Origin of the sequence: Winogradskyella aurantiaca (genome assembly GCF_003362725.1) — a bacterium.
Lineage (GTDB): Bacteria > Bacteroidota > Bacteroidia > Flavobacteriales > Flavobacteriaceae > Winogradskyella_A > Winogradskyella_A aurantiaca.
Genome location: NZ_QKTV01000004.1, coordinates 170,666 through 195,086, shown reverse-complemented (window position 1 = coordinate 195,086; position 24,421 = coordinate 170,666). Strand labels below are relative to the sequence as shown.

Genomic DNA, 24,421 nt, shown 5'->3' with positions numbered 1-24,421 from the left:
TACTATCAATAAATTTGTATTTTCATCCTAACTAACTTAATCAATCGAAATATGAAGCAAATAACACTATTTGTTTTTCTACTCTTTACTTGTACAAAAGTATTTTCACAATTTGTTATTGATGCAGACATAAGGCCACGATTTGAATACAGACATGGCTTCGGTAATTTATTTCCAGACGATGCCAAGCCAGCCGCATTCGTTGAACAGCGTACCAGATTAAATCTCAACTACGGTATGGAACGACTTAAAGTTTCAGTGAGTATTCAAGATGTAAGTGTCTGGGGTGATACAAGACAGATAGACCGTCAGGATAGTAACTTATCTCTATCCTTATTTGGAGCCTGGGTCCAATATGAAATGTCTGAAAAATGGGCTATTAAATTAGGACGTCAGGTACTATCATATGATGATGAACGGATCCTCGGTGGTTTGGACTGGGCTATGCAGGGACGGTTTCATGACTTAGTACTTATTAAGTTCAATTCAGGAGGGTTTAAATTGGATGTTGGTTTTGCTTTTAATCAGGAGCGTCCGAGATTAATAGGTAATGATTACAGCATTCAAGGCTTTTTCTCATATAAGGTCATGCAATTTGCTCATTTGAATAAAACATGGGATAATGTTTTGGCAAGTTTCTTATTCATGAATAATGGATTTCAAGCCTATACAGGTGATAACAATGATCAGCCAAATGGGGTCTTCTACAGACAAACAACAGGGGCTCATGTAAAGTTTCCAATAGGCAATGTCGGCATGTATGGTAATGCCTATTATCAGTCAGGTAAGTCAGATAAAAACACCACTTTAAATGCTTACAACCTCTTGCTCGAAGCTAAATACCAACCTAATAAAACATTATTTGGACTTGGACTTGAAATCTTAAGTGGAACGGATCAAGATGGTGACACGCAAAATAAATCGTTCTTTCCTTTATATGGAACTAATCATAAATTTAACGGTTATATGGACTATTTCTATGTTGGTAATCACGTGAATAATGTTGGGTTAAACGATATCTATGCCAAGGTAGTGTTCCAGCTGTCACAGGCATCCAATTTATTGGTCAAAGGCCATTACTTTGCGGCTAACGCCAAATTATCTGGAGACGCAGATCCATACTTAGGAACGGAGGTGGATTTGGTTTATACGCACAATCTAATTAAGAATGTGAAACTTAATGTGGGTTACTCCCATATGTTTGCTTCAACAAGTATGAGTTTGATTAAGAACGGATTGCCAAATAATAATACTAACAATTGGGCATGGGTTCAGTTGACTATTAGGCCTACGCTCTATAATTCAGCTAACTCTAAGTAATTGAAAAGCTTAAGGAAAGAAATACAATGGAGCAACGCCTTAATTTGTAAAGACTTAGTATATTTACTTTAACACATTTTTAAGAATTGAAACTATTACCATCCAATCTGGTCTGGCGTAAAAGAGCAAGTATTGTCCTGGCTGTTGCTATTGGTATAGCGTTGTTTATTGCAAAGGAGTCTAGGGTGGCATCTTATTTATCAGATGATCCACAGACTTGTGTTAATTGTCATGTAATGACCCCGGTATATAACAGTTGGATGCATAGTTCGCATAGGGAATGGGCAAAATGTAATGATTGCCATGTTCCTCATAACAATGTGGTCAACAAATATTATTTTAAAGCCAAAGATGGTCTATACCACGCCAGTGTTTTTACGGCGAGAGCTGAACCTGATGTGATTAAAATGCAGGAGGCTTCTCAGAAGGTGGTGCAACAAAATTGTATTAGATGTCATGTGCAACAGGTGACTCAGGAGAAATATGCGGGTTGGCTCGAAGGTCATAATGAAAGTCGAACGGGGAGACAATGCTGGAGTTGCCATAAACAAGTGCCACATGGGAAAGTACATGGATTATCATCAATTACATACAATATAGCACCGATTCCAACAGATAAAGAAACCGGTGTAGTACCTTCTTGGTTAGAGGAAGAGTTAAATAAAAAAAACGAGAGCAATGAGAAATAAAATCCTTTTTGTAGTAACAATTGTTGCGGTATTCTTTTTGGGCTTATTGGCCTCAAGTATTGTTAATAGAAAATCTGAAGCCAAGTATAAGTATGTACCAAAGGTTGAGATTTCGGCTAATGAACCTAGAAATGAGGTTTGGGGTGAAAATTTCCCATTGGAATATCAGTCATCATTACAAACACTTGATACCTCTTTTGCCTCATATCAAGGTGGCTCTGCTATGAGGGATGTTTTAGAAGAAGATCCCAACTTAGTAATCCTGTTTGCAGGCTACGGATTTTCGAAAGACTACAATCAGGGTCGAGGACATGCCTATTCGATCGAGGATATACATAATACTCTAAGAACTGGTGGTCCAAAAGGAGAAGGTGATGGGCCAATGCCAGCTACCTGCTGGACTTGTAAAAGCCCTGATGTTCCAAGATTGATGAATGAAAATGGCATTGCTGAATTTTATTCTGGAAAATGGGCTGATAAAGGCGCTGAGGTTGTAAACCCAATCGGTTGTGCAGATTGTCACGATCCAAAAAGTATGAAATTAAGAATTACAAGACCTGCTCTGGTAGAAGCATTTGAATCAATGGGTGAGGATATTAATCAAGCGACCCATAATGAAATGCGATCTTTGGTATGCGCTCAATGTCATGTTGAATATTATTTTGACAAGAATATTCCTGGAAAAGAAGGTGTACCGTACTTGAAATTCCCTTGGCAGAATGGAATGGCTGTTGAAAATATGGAGACCTATTATGATGACATGGCTTTTGCAGATTGGATTCATCCAATTAGTAAGACCCCTATGATAAAGGCCCAGCATCCTGGATATGAAACATTCTTAACTGGTGTGCATGCCGATCGTGGTGTGAGTTGTGCTGATTGTCATATGCCATACAAGAGTGAGGGTGGACAAAAATTCACAGACCATCACATACAATCTCCATTAAACAATGTGTCTAATGCTTGCCAGGTCTGTCACAGAGAGGAAACCAAAAATCTAATTGCCAATGTCTATGAAAGACAGCGAAAGGCGACAGAAAACAGACTTAAATTAGAAGGATTGATAGTAAAAGCGCATATAGAAGCTGGTAAATGCTGGGAGTTAGGCGCTACAGAAGAACAAATGCAACCCATACTTCAGGACATAAGACACGCGCAATGGCGTTGGGATTATTCAGCTGCCGCTCATGGTGCCTCATTCCACTCACCAGTTGAAACCGCTAGAGTTATTGGCGGTGGATTGGTATTAGCTCAAGAGGCTAGAGTTAAACTAGCAAGAGTACTTTCAGACCTTGGTCATAATAAACCTGTGGAAATGCCAGATATTTCTACTAAGGAAAAGGCTCAGGAATATATAGGTCTTGATATGGAAAAATTAGAAAAAGAAAAAGAAGAATTTAAGAACAATCTATTACCTAAATGGTTAGAAGAAGCCAAGGAAAGAGAATCTAAGCTTAAGACCACTAAGGTTGCTCTTAATGATGCCGAATAAGCCTTTTCTCAGGTTTAAATGTTGCTGATATATTGCTATGAAAAACATATTGCGCTGGCTATCTTCCCCTAGTCTGGCCTTAATTCTTTTGTTGTTATTTGGCATCTCAATGGCCGCAGCAACCTTTGTTGAAAACGACTTTGGAACTAGTGTAGCTTGGCAACTTATATATGATTCTTTGTGGTTTGAGATGCTGATGCTAGGTTTAGGTATTTGTTTTGTTTTAAACATTAAAAAATACCAATTGCTGCAAAGGCGTAAATGGGCTATTTTACTTTTTCACATAGCCTTTATTGTTATACTTATTGGGGCTGCCGTGACACGTTATTATTCCACCGGAGGTGTCATGAGAATTCGAGAGGGAGAATCTTCTAATATAATTATAACCAATGAGAACTACCTTAAGGCAAAGTTTTCAAAAAATGGTGAAATAGTTACTATTAGAGAGTCTGCTGATTTTAATGCCATTTCTCAAAACAATTTTGAAGAATCAGTAACAGTCGATGGTATTCCAGTGACCCTGTCATATAATCAGTTTGTTCCAGACGCTATACCACAGGTTATAGAAGACCCTGCCAATGGTAGTGATATTCTTGAAATGGTACTTTCTAATGGCAATGGTAGAGAAAATATATTCTTAAAAAAGGGTAGTGTTGAGGAATTGCCAGATGTAAGACCTTCTTTAGTTTTTGATAGTGATATCAAAGGGGACATTAATATATGGGAAACGGACGAAGGCCTAAAATTAGTGTCTACGGTACCTCTAAGTACTTTTGAAATGGCTACTGAAGTGGCTGGAATAATCCCTGCGGATACCGTGTCTATTCTCAAATACCGCACCTTATATCGGGCAGGAGACATGTCATTTGTTCCTCTAGCGTTTCATAAGCAGTCACGAGTGGCTATGGTCAGTGGTTCTGAGCGGCCAAAGAATAATGATGAGACCAAGAAAGATATTTTAAAACTAGACCTAACAATAGGTGATGCTAAGAAAAACTTAAGTGTGCCTTTCAATGTAGGATTAATTCCAACGGTGTTAACAGATAGTTTAAATGGATTGTCTTTTGAAATATCCTACGGCGCGGAATTAAAAACAATGCCCTTTGCTATTAAACTTTATGATTTTCAACTTGAGCGATATCCTGGGTCAACCAGTCCTTCTTCTTATGCAAGTGAAGTTGAGGTAATTGATGATGAAGATCCGTATACCTACAGAATCTATATGAATAACGTACTGGATCATAAGGGTTACCGCTTTTTTCAAGCTAGCTATGATACCGATGAAAAGGGAACAGTTTTAGCCGTCAACCATGATGCCCTAGGCACTTATATCACGTATCTAGGCTATTTTTTGATGATGCTCGGCATGTTTTTTACACTTTTTGGAAAAGCATCGCGATTTAGGTTAGTCAATAAGCGACTCAAAAACCTTAAGACTAAGGCATTGTTTATTTTGATATTATTGACAATTTCTAACAGTTTTGCACAAGAAACTGATGATAAGCGCAATGTTTGGGACCTCGCCATAGCAGAAATGGATGAAGCCAATACAGCCGTATTTAGCAGATTACTTGTACAGGATCTTGACGGTAGAATTAAACCTGTCCATACCCTCGCATCAGAATTACTAAGGAAGGTGTCTAGAAAACCTTATCTTAAGTTTAAGAATACCAATAATCAAGAGCAGAGACTTGCTGCTACAAAGGTGTTTTTAGGCATGATGGCCTCTCCTCAGGTTTGGGAATCTGTACCAATCATAAAAATAGATTCGGACAAAATTGGGGATGAGATAGATAAGAAATTAGTCACTGATGAAGGATTTATTGCTTTTAACCAACTCATAGCCTTCAATGGGCAGTATAAGCTTGCAAAGGCCGCAGAGATTGCCAATAAGAAAGTACCATCTGAACGTAATGAGCAGGACAAGGAGATCATAAAAGTGGATGAACGCTTTAACATCCTATACAATGTTTTTGTAGGTAACTACCTAGCTGTATTTCCAAATAAGAATGATGCCAATAATAAATGGCATAGTTACAACCACCATTTTGAAGATTTTCCCATAGAAGACGCGACATTTGCTCAAGAAATAATCCCAGAATATTTCAGAGATATTAATACCAAGAATTGGGAGGCTGCATTTACAAAACTTGATTACATAAAAACTTACCAGGAGGTCTTGGGCGTATCAATAATTCCTTCTAAGAAAAAAATTGAATCGGAAATTCTATATAATGAATTGAATTTGAATTTTTGGTTGTTTCAAATTCTATTCACCTTGGGAGGAGTATTATTAGTATTCTCCTTAATTAAAGTTTTTGTTGAGGGAAAGACGATCGAATTACTTTGGAACGCTTTTATACTCCTTAGTCTTTTGAGTTTTGTGGTCTTTACATTCAATTTAATTTTGAGATGGTATATTGCCGGACATGCCCCATGGAGTAATGGCTACGAAATGTTGGTGTTTGTTGCTTGGGTACTGTTATTATGTGGATTGCTTACATTTAGACAATCTGATTTTGCACTTCCATTGGCTACCTTATTTTCTGGAGCATTACTGTTTGTGAGTTACCTTGATTGGTTAAGTCCGGAGATAACCAATTTAATGCCAGTATTAAAATCGTTTTGGTTAAAAGTTCATGTGGCGACTATTGTGAGTAGTTACGCCCCCTTGGCTTTATCAGCGGTTTTAGGATTTATGGCACTTGTATTAATGATCATAAAAAATACTAACAACCAAAAGGTTATTGAAATAAAGATCCAGGAGCTCAGTTATATTAATGAAATATCCATGACCATTGGGCTGTTTGTTCTTTCTGTTGGTACCTTTCTTGGTGGTATATGGGCTAATGAATCATGGGGCCGTTATTGGGCATGGGACCCAAAGGAAACCTGGGCCTTAATTAGTATTATTGTTTATGCTATTGTATTGCACTTGAGGTTTGTACCTAGACTAAATAATCAGTTTGTACTAAACTCAGCAAGCGTTTTTGCTTTTGCCTCTATCATTATGACCTCTTTTGGTGTCAACTATTACCTCTCAGGTTTGCATAGCTATGCTGCTGGTGACCCTGTTCCCATCCCAACATTTGTTTATTATGTGGTGGTCATTGTCATTGTTACAATGGTTTGGGCATTTACTAGAAATCAAAAGTACAACGGGCTTACTCAGTTGTAGATACCTGGCGTTTAAAAATATACCTGGTAATAAAGATCCCATTGCCATCATCCTTTCCTGCGTCACTTTCAACACCCCCTGTTACAAAAACTAACTCCCAGCCTTCTTGAGCCAACTCATTTAATTTTGAGGTTACAAGCACGTCGTTTGCAACGATATTCTGGAATCTGATTCCTGTAAGGTTATAGAAATTTAAGAGCTTAGTTTCCTCAAAGTCTTTGACTCGAATGTCGCTCCTGTTAGACTTGTTACGTTTATCTTTTTCTTTATCGCCGCTTCTTGACGACGTGTAATCTGCAAAACTTTTCTGTGTATCTGTTGTAATAAGTCTGGATCGCCCAACTCCCAACGGAACAATGGATTCAACACTGGTGACAATTTTATATTCAACTTGGCTAAATAGGTTAAGGCTAATAAAGCACAACGCGCAAAATAAGAAGTGACTAAGTTTCATTTTTAAAGTTTTATAAGTGAGACATAAAGTTACAGAATAGAAGTATATGATATAAAATATTGTTTCTTTGTAGGTGATATTTTTATGATAGGAACAGTTTATAAATCGACCGGCAGCTGGTATTCAGTTAAAACTTCAAATGGTAAGTTTTATGAGTGTCGCATGAAAGGTAAGTTGCGATTAAAGGGACTTAAAAGCACTAATCCTGTGGCCGTTGGCGATCATGTGGTTTTTGAACTGGAGAAAAAGAATGATGTAGAAACTGGAATTATTAAACGCATTGAAGAACGACGCAACTACATAGTTAGAAAGTCTGTTAACCTATCTAAGCAGACTCATATTATCGCAGCTAATATTGATCAGGTATTCTTATTAGTCACAATAAATAACCCTCCTACCTTAACGAGCTTTATAGACCGTTTTTTGGTGACAGCTGAGGCTTATAGTATTGAGGTGATTTTATTGTTTAACAAGTTGGATTCTTACAATGATGATGCCATTGGGGAATTAAAATATTTAAATCACATTTATTCTAAAATAGGATATAAAACCATTGAGATTTCTGCTACTGAAAACCACAATGTTTCTAAGGTTAAAAACCTTATGATTGGTAAAGTAAATATGTTTGCTGGTCATTCTGGTGTTGGTAAGTCATCTTTAATCAATGCACTTGAACCGGGATTAAATCTTAAGACTAAGGAGATTTCTTCCCAACATATGCAGGGACAGCATACTACAACATTTGCAGAAATGTATGATCTGAGTTTTGAAGCTAGTATCATCGATACTCCAGGTATCAAAGGATTTGGAGTTGTAGACATGGAAAGAGAAGAGGTAAGCGATTATTTTCCTGAATTTTTTAAGTTGAAGAGCCAATGCAAATTTCATAATTGTCTGCATTTAAAAGAACCTAAGTGTGCTGTTAAAGAAGCTTTGGATAATGATGATATTGCCTATTCGCGCTATCGTAGTTATTTGCAAATTTTAGAAGGCGATGAATCACAATATAGAACTGATTATTGGGAATAAATGAAAGTAGTTATTCAGCGCGTAAAAGAGGCGTCAGTTAGCATCGACGGTAAGTGCCACTCCAAAATAGCGAATGGATTATTAGTGTTACTTGGTATTGCTGTAGATGACACTGAAGAGGATTCAGATTGGATTTTAAGGAAAATCGTTAACCTTCGCATTTTTAATGATTCTAATGGAGTCATGAATAAATCCCTAGTTGATTTAGGTGGCGATCTTTTAGTTGTAAGTCAATTCACTCTTTATGCAAGTACTAAGAAAGGAAACCGTCCAAGTTATATTCAATCCGCAAAACCCGAAGTAGCTATATCCACATACAATAATTTTTTATCTAAAGCGAAAGCTGTTTTGAATAAGGCTGTATATAGCGGTATCTTTGGTGCGGATATGCAGGTTCATTTAGTTAATGATGGGCCGGTGACTATTATCGTTGATTCCAAACATCGCGAATAAAATAAAAACTATGGAATTAAGAAATGCGCAAAAACAAGTAGATGAATGGATTAAAAACCATGGTGTTCGCTATTTTAACGAACTAACTAATATGGCGCAACTCACCGAGGAGGTTGGAGAGGTTGCCAGGATTATTGCGCGACGCTACGGTGAGCAGAGCGAAAAGGAGAGTGATAAACAGAAGGATTTAGGAGAGGAATTAGCTGACGTGGTATTTGTAGTGCTTTGTTTGGCCAATCAGACAGGTGTGAACCTGCAAGAGGCATTTGACAAGAAGTTAGATTTCAAGACTAAAAGAGATCACGATAGGCATCATAATAATGACAAATTGAGGTAGATTTGCTTTTATTTATTATCCGAGATGTCAAATAGTTTAATTAAGCTAAGTCGTTCTAAATTAAAATCTGGGGTTGATATCCAGATCACAGGGTCAAAAAGTGAATCCAATAGAGCGCTAATTCTTCAAGCCTTATATTCAGGAATTGAGTTGCAAAACCTTTCTAATTCCGACGATACCCAATTATTAGTTAAAGCTTTAAGTGATAATTCTGATGTGGTAGATATTCATCATGCCGGTACGGCCATGCGCTTCTTAACCGCCTATTTCAGTGTTTTGGATAAGAGTGAAGTGACTCTCACGGGTTCTAATCGAATGAAGGAACGCCCAATCCAGGTCCTTGTTGATGCTTTAACTAGTCTTGGGGCTCAAATTGAATACATAGGAAATTCTGGATTTCCACCATTAAGAATAGTTGGGCGTGACTTAATCAATAATGAAGTTAAACTTCGTGCTAATGTTAGCAGTCAGTATATATCTGCTTTACTACTAATAGCACCATTACTTAAAAATGGTCTGTTGTTGCATTTGGTAGGGGATATTACCTCACGACCCTACATTGAAATGACCCTGGCATTATTGACTAAAATTGGTGTAGAAGTCGAATTTGAAGGACAATTAATAACTGTCAAGCCTTTAGAAAAATTAGAGGAAAGGAAACTTTTGACCATTGAGTCAGACTGGTCATCTGCATCCTATTTTTATAGTCTGATTGCGCTTTCGGAAGTTGATACTGAAGTCCATTTAAGTCATTACTTTAGTAATTCGCTACAAGGAGATTCTGTTCTTCAAGAAGTGTATAAACACTTTGGTGTTGAGACTAGTTTTACAGAATCGGGAATCACATTGAATAAAAAAGCAAAACCAAAATCCACTCATATAGATCTTAATCTTGTGAATGCTCCAGATATCGCTCAGACCATTGTGGTAACTTGTTTTGGGCTTAACGTGGGATGTTACTTATCAGGATTGCATACCTTAAAAATCAAAGAAACTGATCGCTTGGTGGCCTTAAAGAATGAACTTTCCAAACTAGGAGCCAATATTTCAATTACAAACAACAGTCTCAAATTGGAAACTTCAAGTATGTTCATCATAAATCAAACCATTGAGACCTATAATGATCACCGCATGGCAATGGCTTTTGCACCCTTGGCCTTAAAAGGAGATATCAACATAAATGATAAGGATGTAGTATCTAAGTCCTATCCGGACTTTTGGAGGGATTTGAGCCTCCTTGGTATTCAAATGAAATAAAAGCTTTATTTCCTTGACAAGGGGTATCTGAGGAGTGTATATTTGCACCTTCAAAAAATACCCTTTTATGAAATTATCACACTTTAATTTTAAGCTTCCTGAAGAGTTATTAGCTGAGTATCCATCTGAGCATAGAGATGAATCTAGACTGATGGTTTTGGACAGAGCTAATGAAACTATAGAGCATAAATTGTTTAAAGATGTTATTGATTACTTCAATGAAGGTGATGTAATGATTCTGAACAACACCAAGGTATTTCCAGCTAGACTTTATGGAAACAAAGAAAAAACTGGTGCTCGTATTGAAGTGTTTTTATTAAGAGAATTAAATCAGGACCAGCGTCTTTGGGATGTGCTTGTTGATCCGGCTAGAAAGATTAGAATTGGAAACAAGTTATATTTTGGTGAAGATGAAACTTTGGTTGCAGAAGTTATTGATAATACAACTTCGAGAGGAAGGACCCTGAGATTTTTATTCGATGGTCCATATTCAGAGTTTAGAAATAAATTGACAGAACTTGGTCAAACACCGCTTCCAAAATATATTAAAAGGGACGTTGAACCGGAAGATGAAGACCGCTATCAGACCATCTTTGCAAAAAACGAAGGTGCAGTGGCTGCTCCGACAGCAGGTTTACATTTCTCTAAACATTTGCTTAAGCGATTAGAAATTAAAGGTGTTGATATGGCCGAGGTAACACTGCATGTGGGTCTTGGAACATTTAACCCTGTTGAGGTAGAAGACTTGTCCAAACATAAAATGGACAGTGAGGAAATTTATATCGGGCAAAGAGCCGCTGATGTTGTTAACAATGGAATTGATAATAAAAAGCGTGTCTGTGCTGTTGGTACCACTTCTATGCGTACCATTGAAAGTTCTGTTTCATCAGACGGGCATTTAAATCCATACCAAGGCTGGACTAACAAGTTTATTTTCCCGCCTTATGATTTTAGTATTGCCAATTCAATGATTACTAACTTCCATACTCCAAAGTCGACCTTACTGATGATGATTTCTGCTTTTGCAGGACATGAGTTTGTAAAGCACGCTTATGATGTAGCGGTTAAGGAAGAATACAGATTCTATTCCTATGGTGATGCCATGCTAATCATATAATAAATAAGAAACTTAAACAGGGCTTCTCAATAGAGAGGCCTTTTTTGATTATACGTTTAAGTAATGGCTATTTTTGTAATGAATGGATAGTAAGAAAGATATTAGGGCACTAACAAAGGACCAGCTCCGAGAGTTTTTCCAAAAACAAGGAGACAAAGCCTTTCGGGGGAATCAGGTCTACGAGTGGTTATGGCAGAAGTCAGCTCATAGTTTTGAAGATATGACCAATATTTCACTCAAAACGCGAGCCATGTTGAAGCAGAACTTTGTTATTAATCATATCAGTGTTGATACTATGCAACGAAGTTTTGATGGTACAATAAAAAATGCTGTAAAACTTTATGACGGGCTTGTGGTTGAATCGGTTTTAATCCCAACAGAGTCAAGAACTACAGCTTGCGTTTCCTCGCAGGTTGGTTGCAGTTTGGATTGTAAATTTTGTGCAACTGCCAGGCTTAAACGGATGCGAAATCTTAACCCTGACGAGATTTATGATCAGGTCGTAGCCATTGATAATGAGAGTCGCTTATACCATGACAGACCTTTATCTAATATCGTATTCATGGGTATGGGCGAGCCATTAATGAATTACAACAATGTGCTTAAGGCAATAGATAAGATTACCTCAAAAGAAGGTCTTGGAATGTCGCCAAAACGAATCACATTATCAACTTCTGGCGTTCCAAAAATGATTAGGAAAATGGCTGATGATGAGGTCAAGTTCAATTTGGCAGTGTCTTTGCACTCTGCTAGAGATGAAGTAAGAACTCAAATAATGCCTTTCAATGCCACCTTTCCATTAAATGACCTTAGGTCTTCTTTGGAATATTGGTATTCTAAAACCAAAAAGCGTATTACTTATGAATATGTGGTTTGGCAAGGAATAAACGATCAAAAAGAAGATATTGATGCACTAATCCAATTTTGTAAGTTCGCGCCAAGTAAAGTTAATCTAATTGAATACAACCCTATTGATGATGGCGAGTTTCAACAAGCCGACGAATCTGCAGTGCAAGAGTACATTCGTGAACTTGAACGGCATAACATTGTTGTAACAGTGAGAAGGTCTCGCGGAAAAGATATTGATGCCGCCTGTGGGCAATTGGCAAATAAATCATAAAAAAAGCAACCAATTTTGGTTGCTTTTTTTATAGTTAAAAGATCAAATCTAATTCTTTACGAATTTGAAAGTTTCTGTTTGGCCACCCATAGTAATTTGAGCAACATAGATCCCATTAGGAAGATTGTAGACACTTAATTGTTCACTGTTTCCAGATAATCTACTCCCGAATACCTGCTGTCCAAGCATGTTATAAACAGCTAGATTCTCTAATGGTACTGAAGGGGAGTTCAACAATAATTCTTTTGTGTTAGAAACATATCTAAAATCATAGGTATTGGCTTTCACATCGTCAACTGATAATACTTCGTTGTTTATTCTAAAATTATCAAACAAAAATGAGCCACCTTGATTGTCATGAACGCAAACGGCTCTTAAAATATCAACATTGGGTGTGCCTACAAAACCTGTATATACAGAGGCATCGTCAATAAATACTTCAATGGCAGAGCCATTAATTTCAAGTCTAATATTGTACCAGGTATTGGCAACCAAATCTTCATTGGTATCCTCAAAAACAATGCTGCCATTTCCATCTGCCTGGGTATTGGCATAAACATTAACTGAACCGTCAATATTAATAGCAATACTTGTTATGGTGGCATTTTCATTAGTATTATCAAAACCAACTTCAAATATTGTCGAACTAAATGAAGTGATGTTTATATCAAATGAAATAATGGCTGTACTAGCATCAAGAGGTGCATCCAAAGGGTAAAAAGCACCGGTGTTTCTGGTAACTTGCCCTCCAAAGGCAGGGTCTTGAGCTAATCTTAGTGAATAAATACCATCGGTTGCATCTGCATCAGTAATTTCTTGATTTGCTATAAAATTTGGTCCAGAGGCTGAAACAGTCCAGTTATCCTGACCATTAATATCACCTAAAACATAGCCTTCACCAGTTTCAAAAGATATTAGATCCTGACTAAATCCAGTCAGAGCGATTAAATAAAAAAGTAGTAAAGTAATTTTTTTCATGTGTTGTGTGTTTGTAGAAATGGTTAATAATTAAGTTGGTGTAATTGTGTTGTCTCTAATTGTCAGGGTATTAAATTATATAATATCATATATTAGAATAAAATTAGTAAATATTTCATAGAATAAAAGCCAATTCAGATAATGATCAACTTTTTCCGTTAAAACCGGCTTAATCATTAATTTAGCTTTTAAATCTTGCCTTTGAAAATTACCGAGCAAATAAAACAACCCATTGCCTTTGAGATGGATTTATTTGAACAGAAGTTTCAATTATCCATGTCTAGTCAGGTGGCTCTTTTAAATAGAATCACTCATTACATTGTAAATAGGAAAGGGAAACAAATGCGTCCAATGTTTGTTTTTTTAGTTGCTAAGATGCTTAATAATGGTAACGTTAGCGAGCGCACGTATCGAGGTGCCTCGGTAATTGAGTTAATTCATACCGCTACATTAGTACATGATGATGTTGTAGATGATAGCAATCGCCGACGCGGTTTTTTTAGTATAAATGCGCTTTGGAAGAACAAAATCGCCGTCTTAATTGGAGATTACTTGCTTTCTAAGGGTTTACTTCTTTCTATAGACAATAATGATTTTGATCTTCTCAAGATCATTTCTGTTGCGGTTAAAGAAATGAGCGAGGGAGAACTTTTACAAATAGAAAAGGCAAGAGAATTAGATATTACAGAAGCCGTTTATTACGATATTATTAGGCAAAAAACGGCAACTTTGATTGCTGCTTGTTGTAGCTTAGGTGCGGCTTCAGTGAAGCCAGGTTCTTCTCAAGTTGAATCTATGCGCCGTTTCGGGGAACTCATTGGGATGGCATTTCAGATTAAAGATGATTTATTTGACTATGGCGAGGATAAAATAGGTAAGCCCATAGGAATTGATATAAAGGAACAAAAGATGACACTTCCTTTAATTCATGTACTGAATAAAGTCTCTAAGAAGGAGAGAGCATGGCTTATTAATAGTGTAAAGAATAAAAATAAGGACAAAAAACGGGTTAAAGAGATAATCAGTTTTGTGAAAACAGAAGGCGGTCTAGACTATGCCATAGATAAAATGGTATCTTTTCAAACCGAGGCACTTGCTATACTTGATGAGTTTCCTTCTTCAGCATATAAGGACTCCTTAATTCTCATGGTGAACTACGTTATTGAGCGCAAAAAATAATTTTTTTTATCCCTAGGCAACCATCCGATTCTTAACTGCGTCTATAAAAGTATAAAACCAATCATTTGATGAAGGTATAGATGAAAGTCATTCAACTTCATAAAGACCAAACAAAACTAATTGAGCGTGCAGCCAAACAAAACAGACAGGCTCAGCATATTATCTATAAGACCTTTGCTCCAAAGATGTTGAGTGTTTGCAGGTATTACATGAAGGACGTTAGTATTGCAGAAGAGGTTATGCTCAATGGATTTTTTAAGGTCTTTAAACATATTGGTGGTTTTAAAAACCAAGGCAGTTTTGAAGGTTGGATAAGACGTATAATGGTGCGCGAATGCATTTCAGAATTAAGAAAGAAAAATCCATTTGAGTTTTCAGCAGAGATTAATGAGAATTTAAAAGGTGGATATGACAGTATAAATAGTGATATGGCAGTTTCGGAAATTCAACAAGTTATTGATGAGCTGCCCGAAGGATACCGAGTGGTGTTTGTAATGTATGCCATCGAGGGTTATAAGCATTCTGAGATTGCTCAGATGCTGGGAATTTCTGAAGGGACATCTAAATCTCAATTATTTAAGGCGAGAAAGTTACTTCAGGAGCAGATAAAAAAAATAAATCAAAGTAGTTATGGCGCCAATTAAATTTGAAGAAGGAATCAAAGAAAAGCTTGAAGGTAGAATGATAGAGCCTTCTATTCAGTCCTGGGATCGTTTGGCGAAACAGTTAGACAAATCCAATAAAAAATCGGGTAAGAAGTATTGGTGGATGGGTATGGCAGCAACTTTTCTATTGGCGTTGATTGCCGTTCCTTTTCTTATCGAAGAGCCCAGTCAAATAGAAACTAAGAATGATTCTTATTCGGTTGAAGAGCCAAAAATTGAAATAAAGGAAGATCCAGTATCATCAGAAAAAGAAACCAAGATTTTATTTGATAGTCAGGAATCCTTGGCAGTAGGAGTTAACGACAATTCTGGCAAGAATCGAGTAGAAACGAAATACGAAGCAACTATCAAGTCAGAAGAACCTAGCAGAGTAACAGATGAAACATATTATGCGGAGTTAAGTGAGTCTTCAACTAAAAAAGATATTGAGATTAAAACAGATCCCGTTTTAATAACAGAAATAGATAAGTCTAAAGTTGATGAGGTTCTTCAAGAAGCTAAAACCACCTCTGGAAATGATCTTAATAAGGAGGTTGATTCTCTATTAAAGGCGGCCCAAAAACAGTTGTTTATAAAAAAGGAGATAATGAGTAATACACAAATAGTCGATGCTGATCTTCTTTTAAAAGAGGCTGAAGAGGAGGTAGCGCCATCATTAAAAACAAAAGTATACCGCGTTATTGAGAGTGGCTTCAAAAAGGTAAAGACGGCAGTCGCGCAACGCAACAACAAATAATACATTAATCAAAATCTAATAATCAAAAAACGAACAATTATGTCAAACATTAAACACTTAATTTTTCCACTGCTTCTTGTATTTATGGTATCGGTCCTGGAAGCTCAAGAAACTAATGACACAAAATCTGAATCCAAATCTGAAATTGTGAAGCAGGAGCAGATTAAAAAGCTGAACAATTTAAAAGAACAAATTAGAAAAGAGGAAAAGGAGTTTCTAAAACAAGAAATTGAAAATATAAATATCCGCTTGGACCGTGGTGATATTACTCCAGCCGAAGCTGATGAATTAAAAAATAAGGCAGCTGAGAAACGTGCTCAAAATATCGAAAATAGAGTTGCTATTATAGATAATAAAATTTCCTTAATTGAGCGCAATGAGACTTCCTATGTTAAAATTGATGACGATGGGGATTTTAAAATTTCTATTGATATCGATGAAGAAACAGAGTCTCCGGTTATTACTATTGGAAGTTCAACTATTGAAAAGCCTAAAAAGTATGACAGACGCACAACTGTTGATTTTGTGTTTGCTGCTGGTTTAAATAATGCCATTATAGATGGGCAAATTGATGATTCTCCATATCGTTCAAGATCGACATTTTGGGAAATAGGTTGGGCCTGGAAGACACGTGTATTTAACAATTCAAATGCGGTTAGATTTAAATACGGTTTTTCCGTGACTTGGAACAAACTAAATATTAAAAACAATCAATATTTAGTTAATGATGAGGGAAATATCGTCCTTGAAGAATTTCCACAACAATTGAATGTCGCCAAATACAGAATGACCAACTTGGTATTACCAGTTCATTTTGAGTTTGGCCCTTCAAGAAAGAAAGATCGAGGTTCGTACATCAGATACTCTACAAGAAGACAATTTAAAATAGGTGTCGGGGGTTATGCGGGATTGAATCTTCAAACCAGACAAAAATTAAAATACGACCTGCCTGGTGATGGTCGAGTTAAAGAAAAAATTGATGGGGCCTATAGGCCTTCACATTTCATCTATGGATTAAGCGGTTATGTGGGGATTGGAAATTTTGCATTCTATTGCAAGTACGATTTAAATCCCATATTCAGAGATCAGGTAATTGAACAAAATAATATTTCCTTAGGTGTAAGGTTTGATTTTGATTAAACCATAATAAATACCAGTATACAAAAGTCCTATTCGTCTTTGAATGGGACTTTTTTGATTCCATTAATGGGTATTGATTTCTCTGTTTTAATTATTTTTACCTTCTTCGTATTTATAAACGAATCAATCGAAGTATTTAAAGTTTGATCTCTCAGAACACCATAGCACAAGTATTTGAAACGTCCAGAGTTGAGGAGGTTATTGGTGATTTCGTTCAATTAAAAAAATCAGGAAGTAATTATAAAGGTTTAAGCCCTTTTTCTGATGAACGTACCCCTAGTTTTATGGTATCTCCTGTGAAACAAATTTGGAAAGATTTTTCAAGTGGAAAAGGAGGAAATGCGGTGACCTTTTTAATGGAGCACGAGCACTTTACCTATCCAGAGGCCATTAGATATTTAGCTAAGAAATACAACATTGAAATTGAAGAAACCGAACAGACCAATGAACAAAAAGAGGCAGCTGACGCGCGAGAGAGTCTCTATTTGGTTAATACTTTCGCCAATAATTACTTTCAGGATATTCTTCATAAAACCGATAAAGGAAAAGCCATTGGTAAAAGCTATTTTGTTGAACGGGGTTTCTCTGAGGAAACTATTAGCAAGTTCCAATTGGGTTATTCCCTCGATGAATGGAGTGCCTTTACAGATAGGGCCGTCAAAGAAGGATACAAGCTTGAGTTTTTAGAGCAAACAGGATTAACTATAGTCAAGGAGACCAAAACATTTGATCGCTTTAAGGGGCGTATTATGTTCCCTATACATAGTATGAGTGGACGCATATTAGGTTTTGGAGGAAGAATTTTAACAAATGATAAAAAGGCTGCTAAATACCTAAACTCACCAGAGAGTTTGGTTTACAATAAGAGTAAGGTATTGTATGGCCTCTACTTTGCTAAGCAAGATATTGCAAAAGAGGATAATTGCTTTTTGGTTGAGGGCTATACTGATGTTATTCAAATGTATCAGACTGGTGTCAAGAATGTAGTTTCCTCCTCTGGAACAGCCTTGACTTCAGATCAGATTCGTTTAATAAATAGGTTAACCAAAAATATTACGGTCCTTTTTGATGGTGATGCGGCTGGATTAAGAGCCTCTTTAAGGGGTATTGATCTTATTTTGGAGCAGGGTATGAATGTAAGAGTATGTACCTTTCCAGATGGTGAAGATCCCGATAGTTTTGCTAAGTCAAATTCCCTGACTGAACTTAAGGATTATTTGAGTTCCAATGCTCAGGACTTCATTCAGTTCAAAGCATCCTTATTGGCAAATGAGGCAGCCAATGACCCCATTAAAAAGGCTGAGACTGTAAGGGATATTGTCAATAGTATTTCAAAGATACCTGATCAGATAAAACGTGAGATATACGTGCGTACCTGCTCTCAAATAATGGAGGTTAGTGAAGAGGTGCTGTTTAGTACTTTGGCACAAATCCACAAAAAGGAAGTTTCAGAAGCCTCTAAAAAAAGATCTGCTCCAAGTCCATTCCAGGTGGTAAAAAATGAGACTGCAACTATTAAAAAGGTAGATCGTCAGTTCGAACTTGAAAAGAAAATCATTGAAATTCTTTTAATCTATGGCAATGCCAATGAGACCTTTGAAGATCTTATTCTAAAAGAGAGTGATGTCACCGGAGATCTTGATTTAGAGCCTGTGAGTCACGAGTCTAAAGTATTTGAAAAGATATATTTAGATCTGCATGAAGACGAAATGGAATTCACCAATGTTAATTTCAAATCGCTTTATACTAGCTTAATTAATACTCTCAATCAGTCTAGTGAATTTGAGGTTAGACAATACATAAATTCGCTCGAACAGGAAGAGGCGCAGTTAGTAACTAGTATTTTAATGGAAGAAGAACGTTATTCTCTGCATGATTGGGAACGAAATCATATAATACCAAAAGAGAAGTCACAAAGTATAGCTCAGCTAGTTAATCAAACCATTCTAAGTCTTAGGTGTTTTTTAATTGACAAAAAAGTAGCCGCGTTTAAAGAGGAGACTTTAAATACAGAAGCCGACACAAGAGCTATCATTGAAGATATACAAGATTATGTCGGCCTTAAGATGTTACTATCCAAAAAACTTGGACGAGTTGTAGGTTGAGGATTACGTCAAGTTATGATGCTCAGCTTGATGTATCAGATCTACAACATTGGTTACGTTTAATTTTTTAAATAAGCGCGCTTTGTAGGTGCTAACGGTTTTCTCGTTAATGTCCAGTTCCTGAGCAATTTCCTTGTTCTTTTTTCCAATAGACAAGAGCTTTAGTACTTCAACTTCCCTAGTAGAAAGTCTTTTGAACAAACGGGTGCGACTCTTTCGAGTATCCTCGTACCTGTAGTGTTTGTCCATTTTCTCACTTAAATAAATTTTGTCTTCCAGTACGGTTTCAACGGCTTTTTGCAAAAGGTCTAAATCTGCAGATTTATTCAAATAACCTGAAGCTCCTGCTTTAATTGTGCTAATAGCATAGATTTCTTCTGGTTGATGACTGAACATAATCACCTTGATTTTTTTGTTCTCTTTCTTAATAGCCCTAAGCGCTGTGATCCCGTTTAATTCTGGTAAGTCAATTTCTGAAATAATGATATCAACATTATTTCTTCTGACAAATTCAAAGATTTCAACACCACTTCTCAAGCTTCCAATCACATTGTAATCTGGAAGCTCGTTGAGGAAATGTTTTAATCCATTTCGTACGACAGGATGACTGTCGACAACAAGAATGTTTACCATTGTGCTTAAGATTTAGTTACTTAATAGTTAGTTGTATGCCTAAATATGGCTCGGTCAATCCATATTTAAGTCGTGGTAGCTAAACAAAAATAACTAAATTTTTACACGAATGTTAAAAAACGTTAAGAAAAATCCTTCCTAATTCATTAATTCTGAGGGAATTTCACATACTGGTATTGGTTGCATTTTGTGTTGATTGATTTTGTTTAATCTTTTATAGATCTCAAAAACCAATTTTTTGCGTCCTTCAAAGTCTTCTGCAGATTTTCCTGAAGCATCCATTTTCATAGCCCATTCGAGTTCTGGATACGAGGCTCCAATTTGATCTTCATCGGTTCGGTCATCTCCCCATAATCCATCTGTAGGTGCTGCCTTAATGATTTCTTCATTCACTCCTAAGAGCTTTGCAATTTCATAAACCTCGCTTTTCATTAAATCTGCAATTGGACTTAGGTCCACTCCACCATCCCCATATTTAGTATAGAAACCAACACCAAAATCTTCAACCTTATTGCCGGTTCCAGCTACAAGGTATTTGTTTAAAGCTGCGAAATAGTACAAAGACGTCATGCGTAATCTTGCTCTCGTATTAGCCAAAGACATAAATCGACTCTCTTCATTTTCAACGGGAGGTAATGCTTCAATTAATTGGTCGAACACCGGTGTAAGATTCACCTGAGTCATTTGTACGTTAGAAAATTGATTTTGTAACCAATTAATATGATTCATGGCTCGGCTTACTTGACTGGGCGCCTGGTGAATGGGCATTTCTAGACACAAAACTTCCAACCCTGTTAGGGCACATAGTGTTGAGGTAAGTGCTGAATCTATTCCGCCAGACACACCGACAACGAATCCACGCATGCCAGCATTTTTAGCATAGTCTTTTAACCAATTAACAATATAATCTTTTACTTTTTCAGTCTGCATTTTTGTAAGTGTATTAAGTTAAAAGTAATGTACCTTTACCAGCAAAAATAATTCAATCGTGATTGGCATTAAAATGTTTTTAAGAAAGAACGTTTCTAAGGTAGTTGTTGTTCTCATGATTTCTTCTTTTTTGGCATGTAAAAAAGACAATGGAATCAATAGCGAGATATTAAAAATTCCTATTGAATTACGGGTTTCTAGATTTGATCAAATGTTGTCAAAGGCCAATTCTTCTGATCTCCCAGAGTTAAAACTAGCATTTCCGTTTTTGTTTAATACTAAGGTGCCCGATTCTGTCTGGCTCAATAAAATAAATGATCCTTTACAGCAGGAGTTGTATTCTGAGGTTGACAAAAAGTTCAATGATTTTAGTGAGCCACAACGACAAATAGAAGATTTCTACAGGCATATGGTTTATTATTATCCTGATTTTGAGACTCCTGAAATTGTGACCTTAGTTAATGAGGTAGACTACAGAAATAAGACCATAGCTACGGATACTCTTGTGTTAATTGCGCTGGATAACTATCTGGGAGCAGACCATAGGTTTTACCAAAATATTGCGCAATATATTTCCGCCAATATGAAAGAAGATCAAATTGTATGCGATTTGGCTCAAGCTTATGCTAGGCAGATGGTACAACAGAAGCCTCCACGAAGCTTATTAGACGAAATGATCTACCAGGGCAAGCAATTGTATTTTAAGGATATTATGATCCCATTTAAACCCGATGCAGAAAAAATTGGCTACAGCGAAGAACAATTAAAATGGGCTAATGATAATGAGTCTTCAATATGGAGTTATTTCATAGATAAAGAGCTTTTATATAGTACGGATACCAAGCTAAATGGAAGATTTATAAACCCAGCTCCTTATTCAAAGTTTTATCTTGAGTTAGATAATGAATCGCCAGGAAGGATTGGTGTTTATATAGGGTGGCAGATAGTTAGGGCGTATGCTAAAAATACAGAAGCTGACCTAGCAACACTTATGCGAATGCCCGCGGATGAACTTTTTAAAAAATCAAAATTCAAACCAAATAAATAAAAGGATAGAATGTCAGATGTTATAAAATCCAAGATTGAGTTAAACGTAGAGCTTGATGAAAATAGAGTTCCTGAAAAATTATTTTGGTCGGCTGAAGACGGCGGTGTTAATAATGAAGAGGCAAAAGCAGTAATGCTGTCTGTATGGGATAGTAATGCACAGGAAACGCTCAAAATCGATTTATGGACAAAGGATATGCCGGTTGATGAAATGAAACAATTTTTTCATCAGACTCTTGTTACCATGAGTGATACCTTTATGAGAGCCACTCAAGATGAAAAAATGACGGCTACCATGAAAGATTTCTGTGATTACTTTGCTGAAAAACTTGAGTTAGGAAAGTAACAATTTTTTAACCTCATTGCTTCCTTAAGAATAGCAAATTAGCTACCTTTGTGTAGCTATTAATCTAAGGGTAAAACATTAGTCATACTTGTCTTCGGATAAAGAGACTAATGTTTTTTTATTTTAGATGTTGCCTTACCGCAGAAATTCCACCCCCATTTATAGTGTCGATTCCACAACTGTTTAAGAATTTGCTAGCTTTTTCAGATCGCATACCACTAGCACAATGCACAATTACCGGTTTGTTTAGTTTTTCAATTTCCTGAAATCGGTATTCTAACTCCTGCAGAGGAATATGTTTCGCTCCGGAAATATGATCGGAATTGTATTCCCCATCCGTTCTTACATCTAAAATGATCGCCCCTTTTTGAAGATAGTTTTGCACTTCTTTTGAGCTGTTTCCAAAAAGAACATTTAATAATCCCATATCGTATAATTTTTGTAAAAGTCCAACTTATTCTGGTTTCTAAGCGTAACTTAAGTTACATTGAAGCATCTTTATATAATTGATGGAATCCCGAAAAAAAGAAATTTTAAAAACAGCGGCCAGTCTATTCCGTGAAAAAGGTTACAGTGCAGTAACCATGAGAGATCTCGCATCTGCATTAGGGATTAAGGCCGCAAGTTTGTATAACCACATTTCTTCAAAACAAGATATTCTGGAGGCTATAGTTATTAGTATAGCGGAAGATTTTACCGAAGGAATGGGTAGAATTATGAATCAATCTAATACTTCAATTCAAAAGCTAACTCAAATTGTGCACCTACATGTGAACTTGGCCGTGCAAAATCCTAACGGAATGTCAGCACTAAATTCCGATTGGATGCATCTTGAAAAAAAACAAGCTGCGTATATTCAAATGCGGGATGATTACGAATCAAATTTTAGACAAATTATTAAACAAGGGATATCAGCTGGTGAGTTGAAGGATATTGATGTCAATATTGTTGTTTTTTCTATGCTTACCACACTAAGGTCCTTGTATTTGTGGATACCTAAGAAGAATATTGAGGAATTACAATCCTTTTCTGAGGATTTAGCTGAAGTACTCATAAGAGGAATTAACACATAGTTAAGAATTTTATGGTTAACTTTGCTGATGTAACTAACAATTGTTAGTTGGTTAGATTTATTAAGTAAATGGCAGATTTCCATCGCATACAGATTAAGGATGTTTATAAGGAAACCGATGATACATCGGTACTTACTTTTGATATTCCTGAGGAGTTAAGGGTTGGTTTTAATTTTAGACAAGGTCAACATTTAACTCTGAGGCAAATAATTAATGGTGAAGACTTGAGGCGATCTTATTCTTTGTGCTCAAGTCCTATTGAGGATAAATGGCAGGTGGCCGTTAAGCAGATTCCAGAGGGAAAATTTTCTACCTATGTTAACGAGAAATTAGAACCTGGTGATTATTTGGAAGTGATGCCCCCAAGTGGAACCTTTGGTGTCGATGTATCAGATGGAATTAAAAAGAACTATTTGTTCTTCGCTGCTGGAAGTGGTATTACCCCTGTAATGTCAATGATCAAGACACATCTGGCTAAGGAACCAAATTCTACTTGTAAATTGTTTTATGTCAATAAAACAGCTAAATCAATCATATTTAAAGAGGAGTTAGAACAGCTTAGAAACACCTATTTTGGTCGATTGGAGATATATTATTTCCTTACAAAAGAAAAGCGTGATATTGATTTGTTTAACGGTCGTTTCGATGATGAGAAAATGGCAGTATTGACGAAAACATTTATTGATATTCCAGATACCAATGAGGTTTTTCTCTGTGGTCCTGAACAAATGGTCAACTATGTGAGTAACTACTTAATTCAAGCTGGTTTACCCAAAGAATTGGTTCACTTTGAGTTATTCGTTACTGGTTTATCAGATAAAGATATTAAGCGCCAAGAACGTTTAGCACAACAATCTGTTGAGGGCACTGAAGTGACCATTATCGATGGGGGTAAAGAATTTAATTTTACTATGACCAAAGAGTTCGATAACATACTTGATGCTGCATTAAATGCTGGTGCCGATTTACCATACGCTTGTAAGGGTGGGGTTTGCAGTACTTGTAAGTGTAAGGTGATTGACGGTGATGTAGAGATGAAAATTAATTATGCCTTGGAGGAAGATGAAGTGGCTCAGGATTTGGTTTTGAGCTGTCAGGCAGTGCCAACATCAGATCGTGTGGCGGTTGATTTTGACGTTTAAA

Annotated in this window: 24 protein-coding genes; 19 read left to right on the top strand and 5 right to left on the bottom strand. The window is 36.5% G+C overall.

The window, feature by feature from the left end; translation table 11 throughout:
- Nucleotides 1-51 precede the first annotated feature (51 nt).
- From DN064_RS08685 to ccsA, 4 genes are all read left to right on the top strand, one after another.
- Nucleotides 52-1,320 carry an alginate export family protein gene (locus tag DN064_RS08685; RefSeq protein WP_115462248.1) on the top strand — a complete coding sequence of 423 codons (1,269 nt, stop codon included), beginning with the start codon at nucleotides 52-54 and terminating at the stop codon, nucleotides 1,318-1,320.
- Between the two features lie 86 nt (nucleotides 1,321-1,406).
- Nucleotides 1,407-2,009 (top strand): cytochrome c nitrite reductase small subunit, encoded by a 603-nt coding sequence (gene nrfH, locus DN064_RS08680; RefSeq protein WP_115462247.1) that lies wholly within the window; start codon nucleotides 1,407-1,409, stop codon nucleotides 2,007-2,009.
- Nucleotides 1,999-3,501 carry an ammonia-forming cytochrome c nitrite reductase gene (nrfA, locus tag DN064_RS08675; protein WP_115462246.1) on the top strand — a complete coding sequence of 501 codons (1,503 nt, stop codon included), beginning with the start codon at nucleotides 1,999-2,001 and terminating at the stop codon, nucleotides 3,499-3,501. Before nrfH ends, nrfA begins: the two co-directional genes overlap by 11 nt.
- Nucleotides 3,502-3,538: 37 nt before the next feature.
- Nucleotides 3,539-6,679 carry a cytochrome c biogenesis protein gene (ccsA, locus tag DN064_RS08670; RefSeq protein ID WP_232827452.1) on the top strand — a complete coding sequence of 1,047 codons (3,141 nt, stop codon included), beginning with the start codon at nucleotides 3,539-3,541 and terminating at the stop codon, nucleotides 6,677-6,679.
- Here ccsA and DN064_RS08665 read toward each other — a convergent pair.
- The gene (locus tag DN064_RS08665; RefSeq protein WP_157962274.1) at nucleotides 6,666-7,133 is read right to left on the bottom strand and encodes a hypothetical protein; all 468 of its coding nucleotides are present in this window, start codon (nucleotides 7,131-7,133) and stop codon (nucleotides 6,666-6,668) included. The two genes, ccsA and DN064_RS08665, sit on opposite strands and share 14 nt — an antisense overlap.
- Before the next feature lie 84 nt (nucleotides 7,134-7,217).
- Between DN064_RS08665 and rsgA the strand changes: the two genes are divergently transcribed.
- The 6 genes from rsgA (at nucleotide 7,218) to rlmN (ending at nucleotide 12,446) form a co-directional block, all read left to right on the top strand.
- Nucleotides 7,218-8,162 (top strand): ribosome small subunit-dependent GTPase A, encoded by a 945-nt coding sequence (gene rsgA / locus DN064_RS08660; RefSeq protein ID WP_115462244.1) that lies wholly within the window; start codon nucleotides 7,218-7,220, stop codon nucleotides 8,160-8,162.
- A complete protein-coding gene (gene dtd / locus DN064_RS08655) occupies nucleotides 8,163-8,615 on the top strand; it encodes a D-aminoacyl-tRNA deacylase (protein ID WP_115462243.1) in 453 nt (150 codons plus the stop codon).
- Between the two features lie 10 nt (nucleotides 8,616-8,625).
- Complete coding sequence (locus DN064_RS08650) at nucleotides 8,626-8,952, top strand: nucleotide pyrophosphohydrolase (RefSeq protein ID WP_115462242.1); 327 nt, start codon at nucleotides 8,626-8,628, stop codon at nucleotides 8,950-8,952.
- Between the two features lie 24 nt (nucleotides 8,953-8,976).
- Entirely contained in the window at nucleotides 8,977-10,209 is a 1,233-nt protein-coding gene (locus tag DN064_RS08645) for a 3-phosphoshikimate 1-carboxyvinyltransferase (protein ID WP_115462241.1), read from the top strand.
- Between the two features lie 67 nt (nucleotides 10,210-10,276).
- A complete protein-coding gene (gene queA / locus DN064_RS08640) occupies nucleotides 10,277-11,326 on the top strand; it encodes a tRNA preQ1(34) S-adenosylmethionine ribosyltransferase-isomerase QueA (RefSeq protein WP_115462240.1) in 1,050 nt (349 codons plus the stop codon).
- Nucleotides 11,327-11,408: 82 nt separating this feature from the next.
- Nucleotides 11,409-12,446 carry a 23S rRNA (adenine(2503)-C(2))-methyltransferase RlmN gene (gene rlmN, locus DN064_RS08635; RefSeq protein ID WP_115462239.1) on the top strand — a complete coding sequence of 346 codons (1,038 nt, stop codon included), beginning with the start codon at nucleotides 11,409-11,411 and terminating at the stop codon, nucleotides 12,444-12,446.
- Nucleotides 12,447-12,494: 48 nt separating this feature from the next.
- Here the strand turns inward: rlmN and DN064_RS08630 are convergent, their stop codons facing one another.
- Nucleotides 12,495-13,424 carry a T9SS type A sorting domain-containing protein gene (locus DN064_RS08630; RefSeq protein WP_115462238.1) on the bottom strand — a complete coding sequence of 310 codons (930 nt, stop codon included), beginning with the start codon at nucleotides 13,422-13,424 and terminating at the stop codon, nucleotides 12,495-12,497.
- A gap of 201 nt (nucleotides 13,425-13,625) precedes the next feature.
- Between DN064_RS08630 and DN064_RS08625 the strand changes: the two genes are divergently transcribed.
- The 5 genes from DN064_RS08625 (at nucleotide 13,626) to dnaG (ending at nucleotide 19,249) form a co-directional block, all read left to right on the top strand.
- Nucleotides 13,626-14,603 (top strand): polyprenyl synthetase family protein, encoded by a 978-nt coding sequence (locus tag DN064_RS08625; protein ID WP_115462338.1) that lies wholly within the window; start codon nucleotides 13,626-13,628, stop codon nucleotides 14,601-14,603.
- Between the two features lie 80 nt (nucleotides 14,604-14,683).
- On the top strand, nucleotides 14,684-15,247 hold the full coding sequence (locus DN064_RS08620; RefSeq protein ID WP_115462237.1) for an RNA polymerase sigma factor: 564 nt from the start codon (nucleotides 14,684-14,686) through the stop codon (nucleotides 15,245-15,247).
- Nucleotides 15,234-16,004, top strand: a complete 771-nt coding sequence (locus tag DN064_RS08615) for a hypothetical protein (RefSeq protein ID WP_115462236.1) — start codon at nucleotides 15,234-15,236, stop codon at nucleotides 16,002-16,004. The genes DN064_RS08620 and DN064_RS08615 overlap by 14 nt, the downstream gene beginning before the upstream one ends.
- A gap of 39 nt (nucleotides 16,005-16,043) precedes the next feature.
- Entirely contained in the window at nucleotides 16,044-17,144 is a 1,101-nt protein-coding gene (locus DN064_RS08610) for a hypothetical protein (RefSeq protein ID WP_115462235.1), read from the top strand.
- Nucleotides 17,145-17,287: 143 nt separating this feature from the next.
- Nucleotides 17,288-19,249 carry a DNA primase gene (gene dnaG, locus DN064_RS08605; protein ID WP_115462234.1) on the top strand — a complete coding sequence of 654 codons (1,962 nt, stop codon included), beginning with the start codon at nucleotides 17,288-17,290 and terminating at the stop codon, nucleotides 19,247-19,249.
- Between the two features lie 3 nt (nucleotides 19,250-19,252).
- Here the strand turns inward: dnaG and DN064_RS08600 are convergent, their stop codons facing one another.
- The gene (locus tag DN064_RS08600) at nucleotides 19,253-19,882 is read right to left on the bottom strand and encodes a response regulator (protein ID WP_115462233.1); all 630 of its coding nucleotides are present in this window, start codon (nucleotides 19,880-19,882) and stop codon (nucleotides 19,253-19,255) included.
- A gap of 138 nt (nucleotides 19,883-20,020) precedes the next feature.
- On the bottom strand, nucleotides 20,021-20,812 hold the full coding sequence (gene nadE / locus DN064_RS08595) for an NAD(+) synthase (protein WP_115462232.1): 792 nt from the start codon (nucleotides 20,810-20,812) through the stop codon (nucleotides 20,021-20,023).
- 73 nt (nucleotides 20,813-20,885) lie between these two features.
- Between nadE and gldB the strand changes: the two genes are divergently transcribed.
- On the top strand, nucleotides 20,886-21,860 hold the full coding sequence (gldB, locus tag DN064_RS08590) for a gliding motility lipoprotein GldB (protein WP_449441484.1): 975 nt from the start codon (nucleotides 20,886-20,888) through the stop codon (nucleotides 21,858-21,860).
- 9 nt (nucleotides 21,861-21,869) lie between these two features.
- Entirely contained in the window at nucleotides 21,870-22,205 is a 336-nt protein-coding gene (gene gldC, locus DN064_RS08585) for a gliding motility protein GldC (protein WP_115462230.1), read from the top strand.
- Between the two features lie 118 nt (nucleotides 22,206-22,323).
- Here gldC and DN064_RS08580 read toward each other — a convergent pair whose 3' ends face one another.
- Nucleotides 22,324-22,632: a rhodanese-like domain-containing protein gene (locus DN064_RS08580; protein ID WP_115462229.1), complete on the bottom strand. Its 309-nt coding sequence runs from the start codon at nucleotides 22,630-22,632 to the stop codon at nucleotides 22,324-22,326.
- 82 nt (nucleotides 22,633-22,714) lie between these two features.
- Here DN064_RS08580 and DN064_RS08575 point away from each other — a divergent pair, with 82 nt between their 5' ends.
- Nucleotides 22,715-23,278 (top strand): TetR/AcrR family transcriptional regulator, encoded by a 564-nt coding sequence (locus DN064_RS08575; RefSeq protein WP_115462228.1) that lies wholly within the window; start codon nucleotides 22,715-22,717, stop codon nucleotides 23,276-23,278.
- 68 nt (nucleotides 23,279-23,346) lie between these two features.
- Complete coding sequence (locus DN064_RS08570; protein ID WP_115462227.1) at nucleotides 23,347-24,420, top strand: 2Fe-2S iron-sulfur cluster-binding protein; 1,074 nt, start codon at nucleotides 23,347-23,349, stop codon at nucleotides 24,418-24,420.
- Nucleotide 24,421 lies beyond the last annotated feature (1 nt).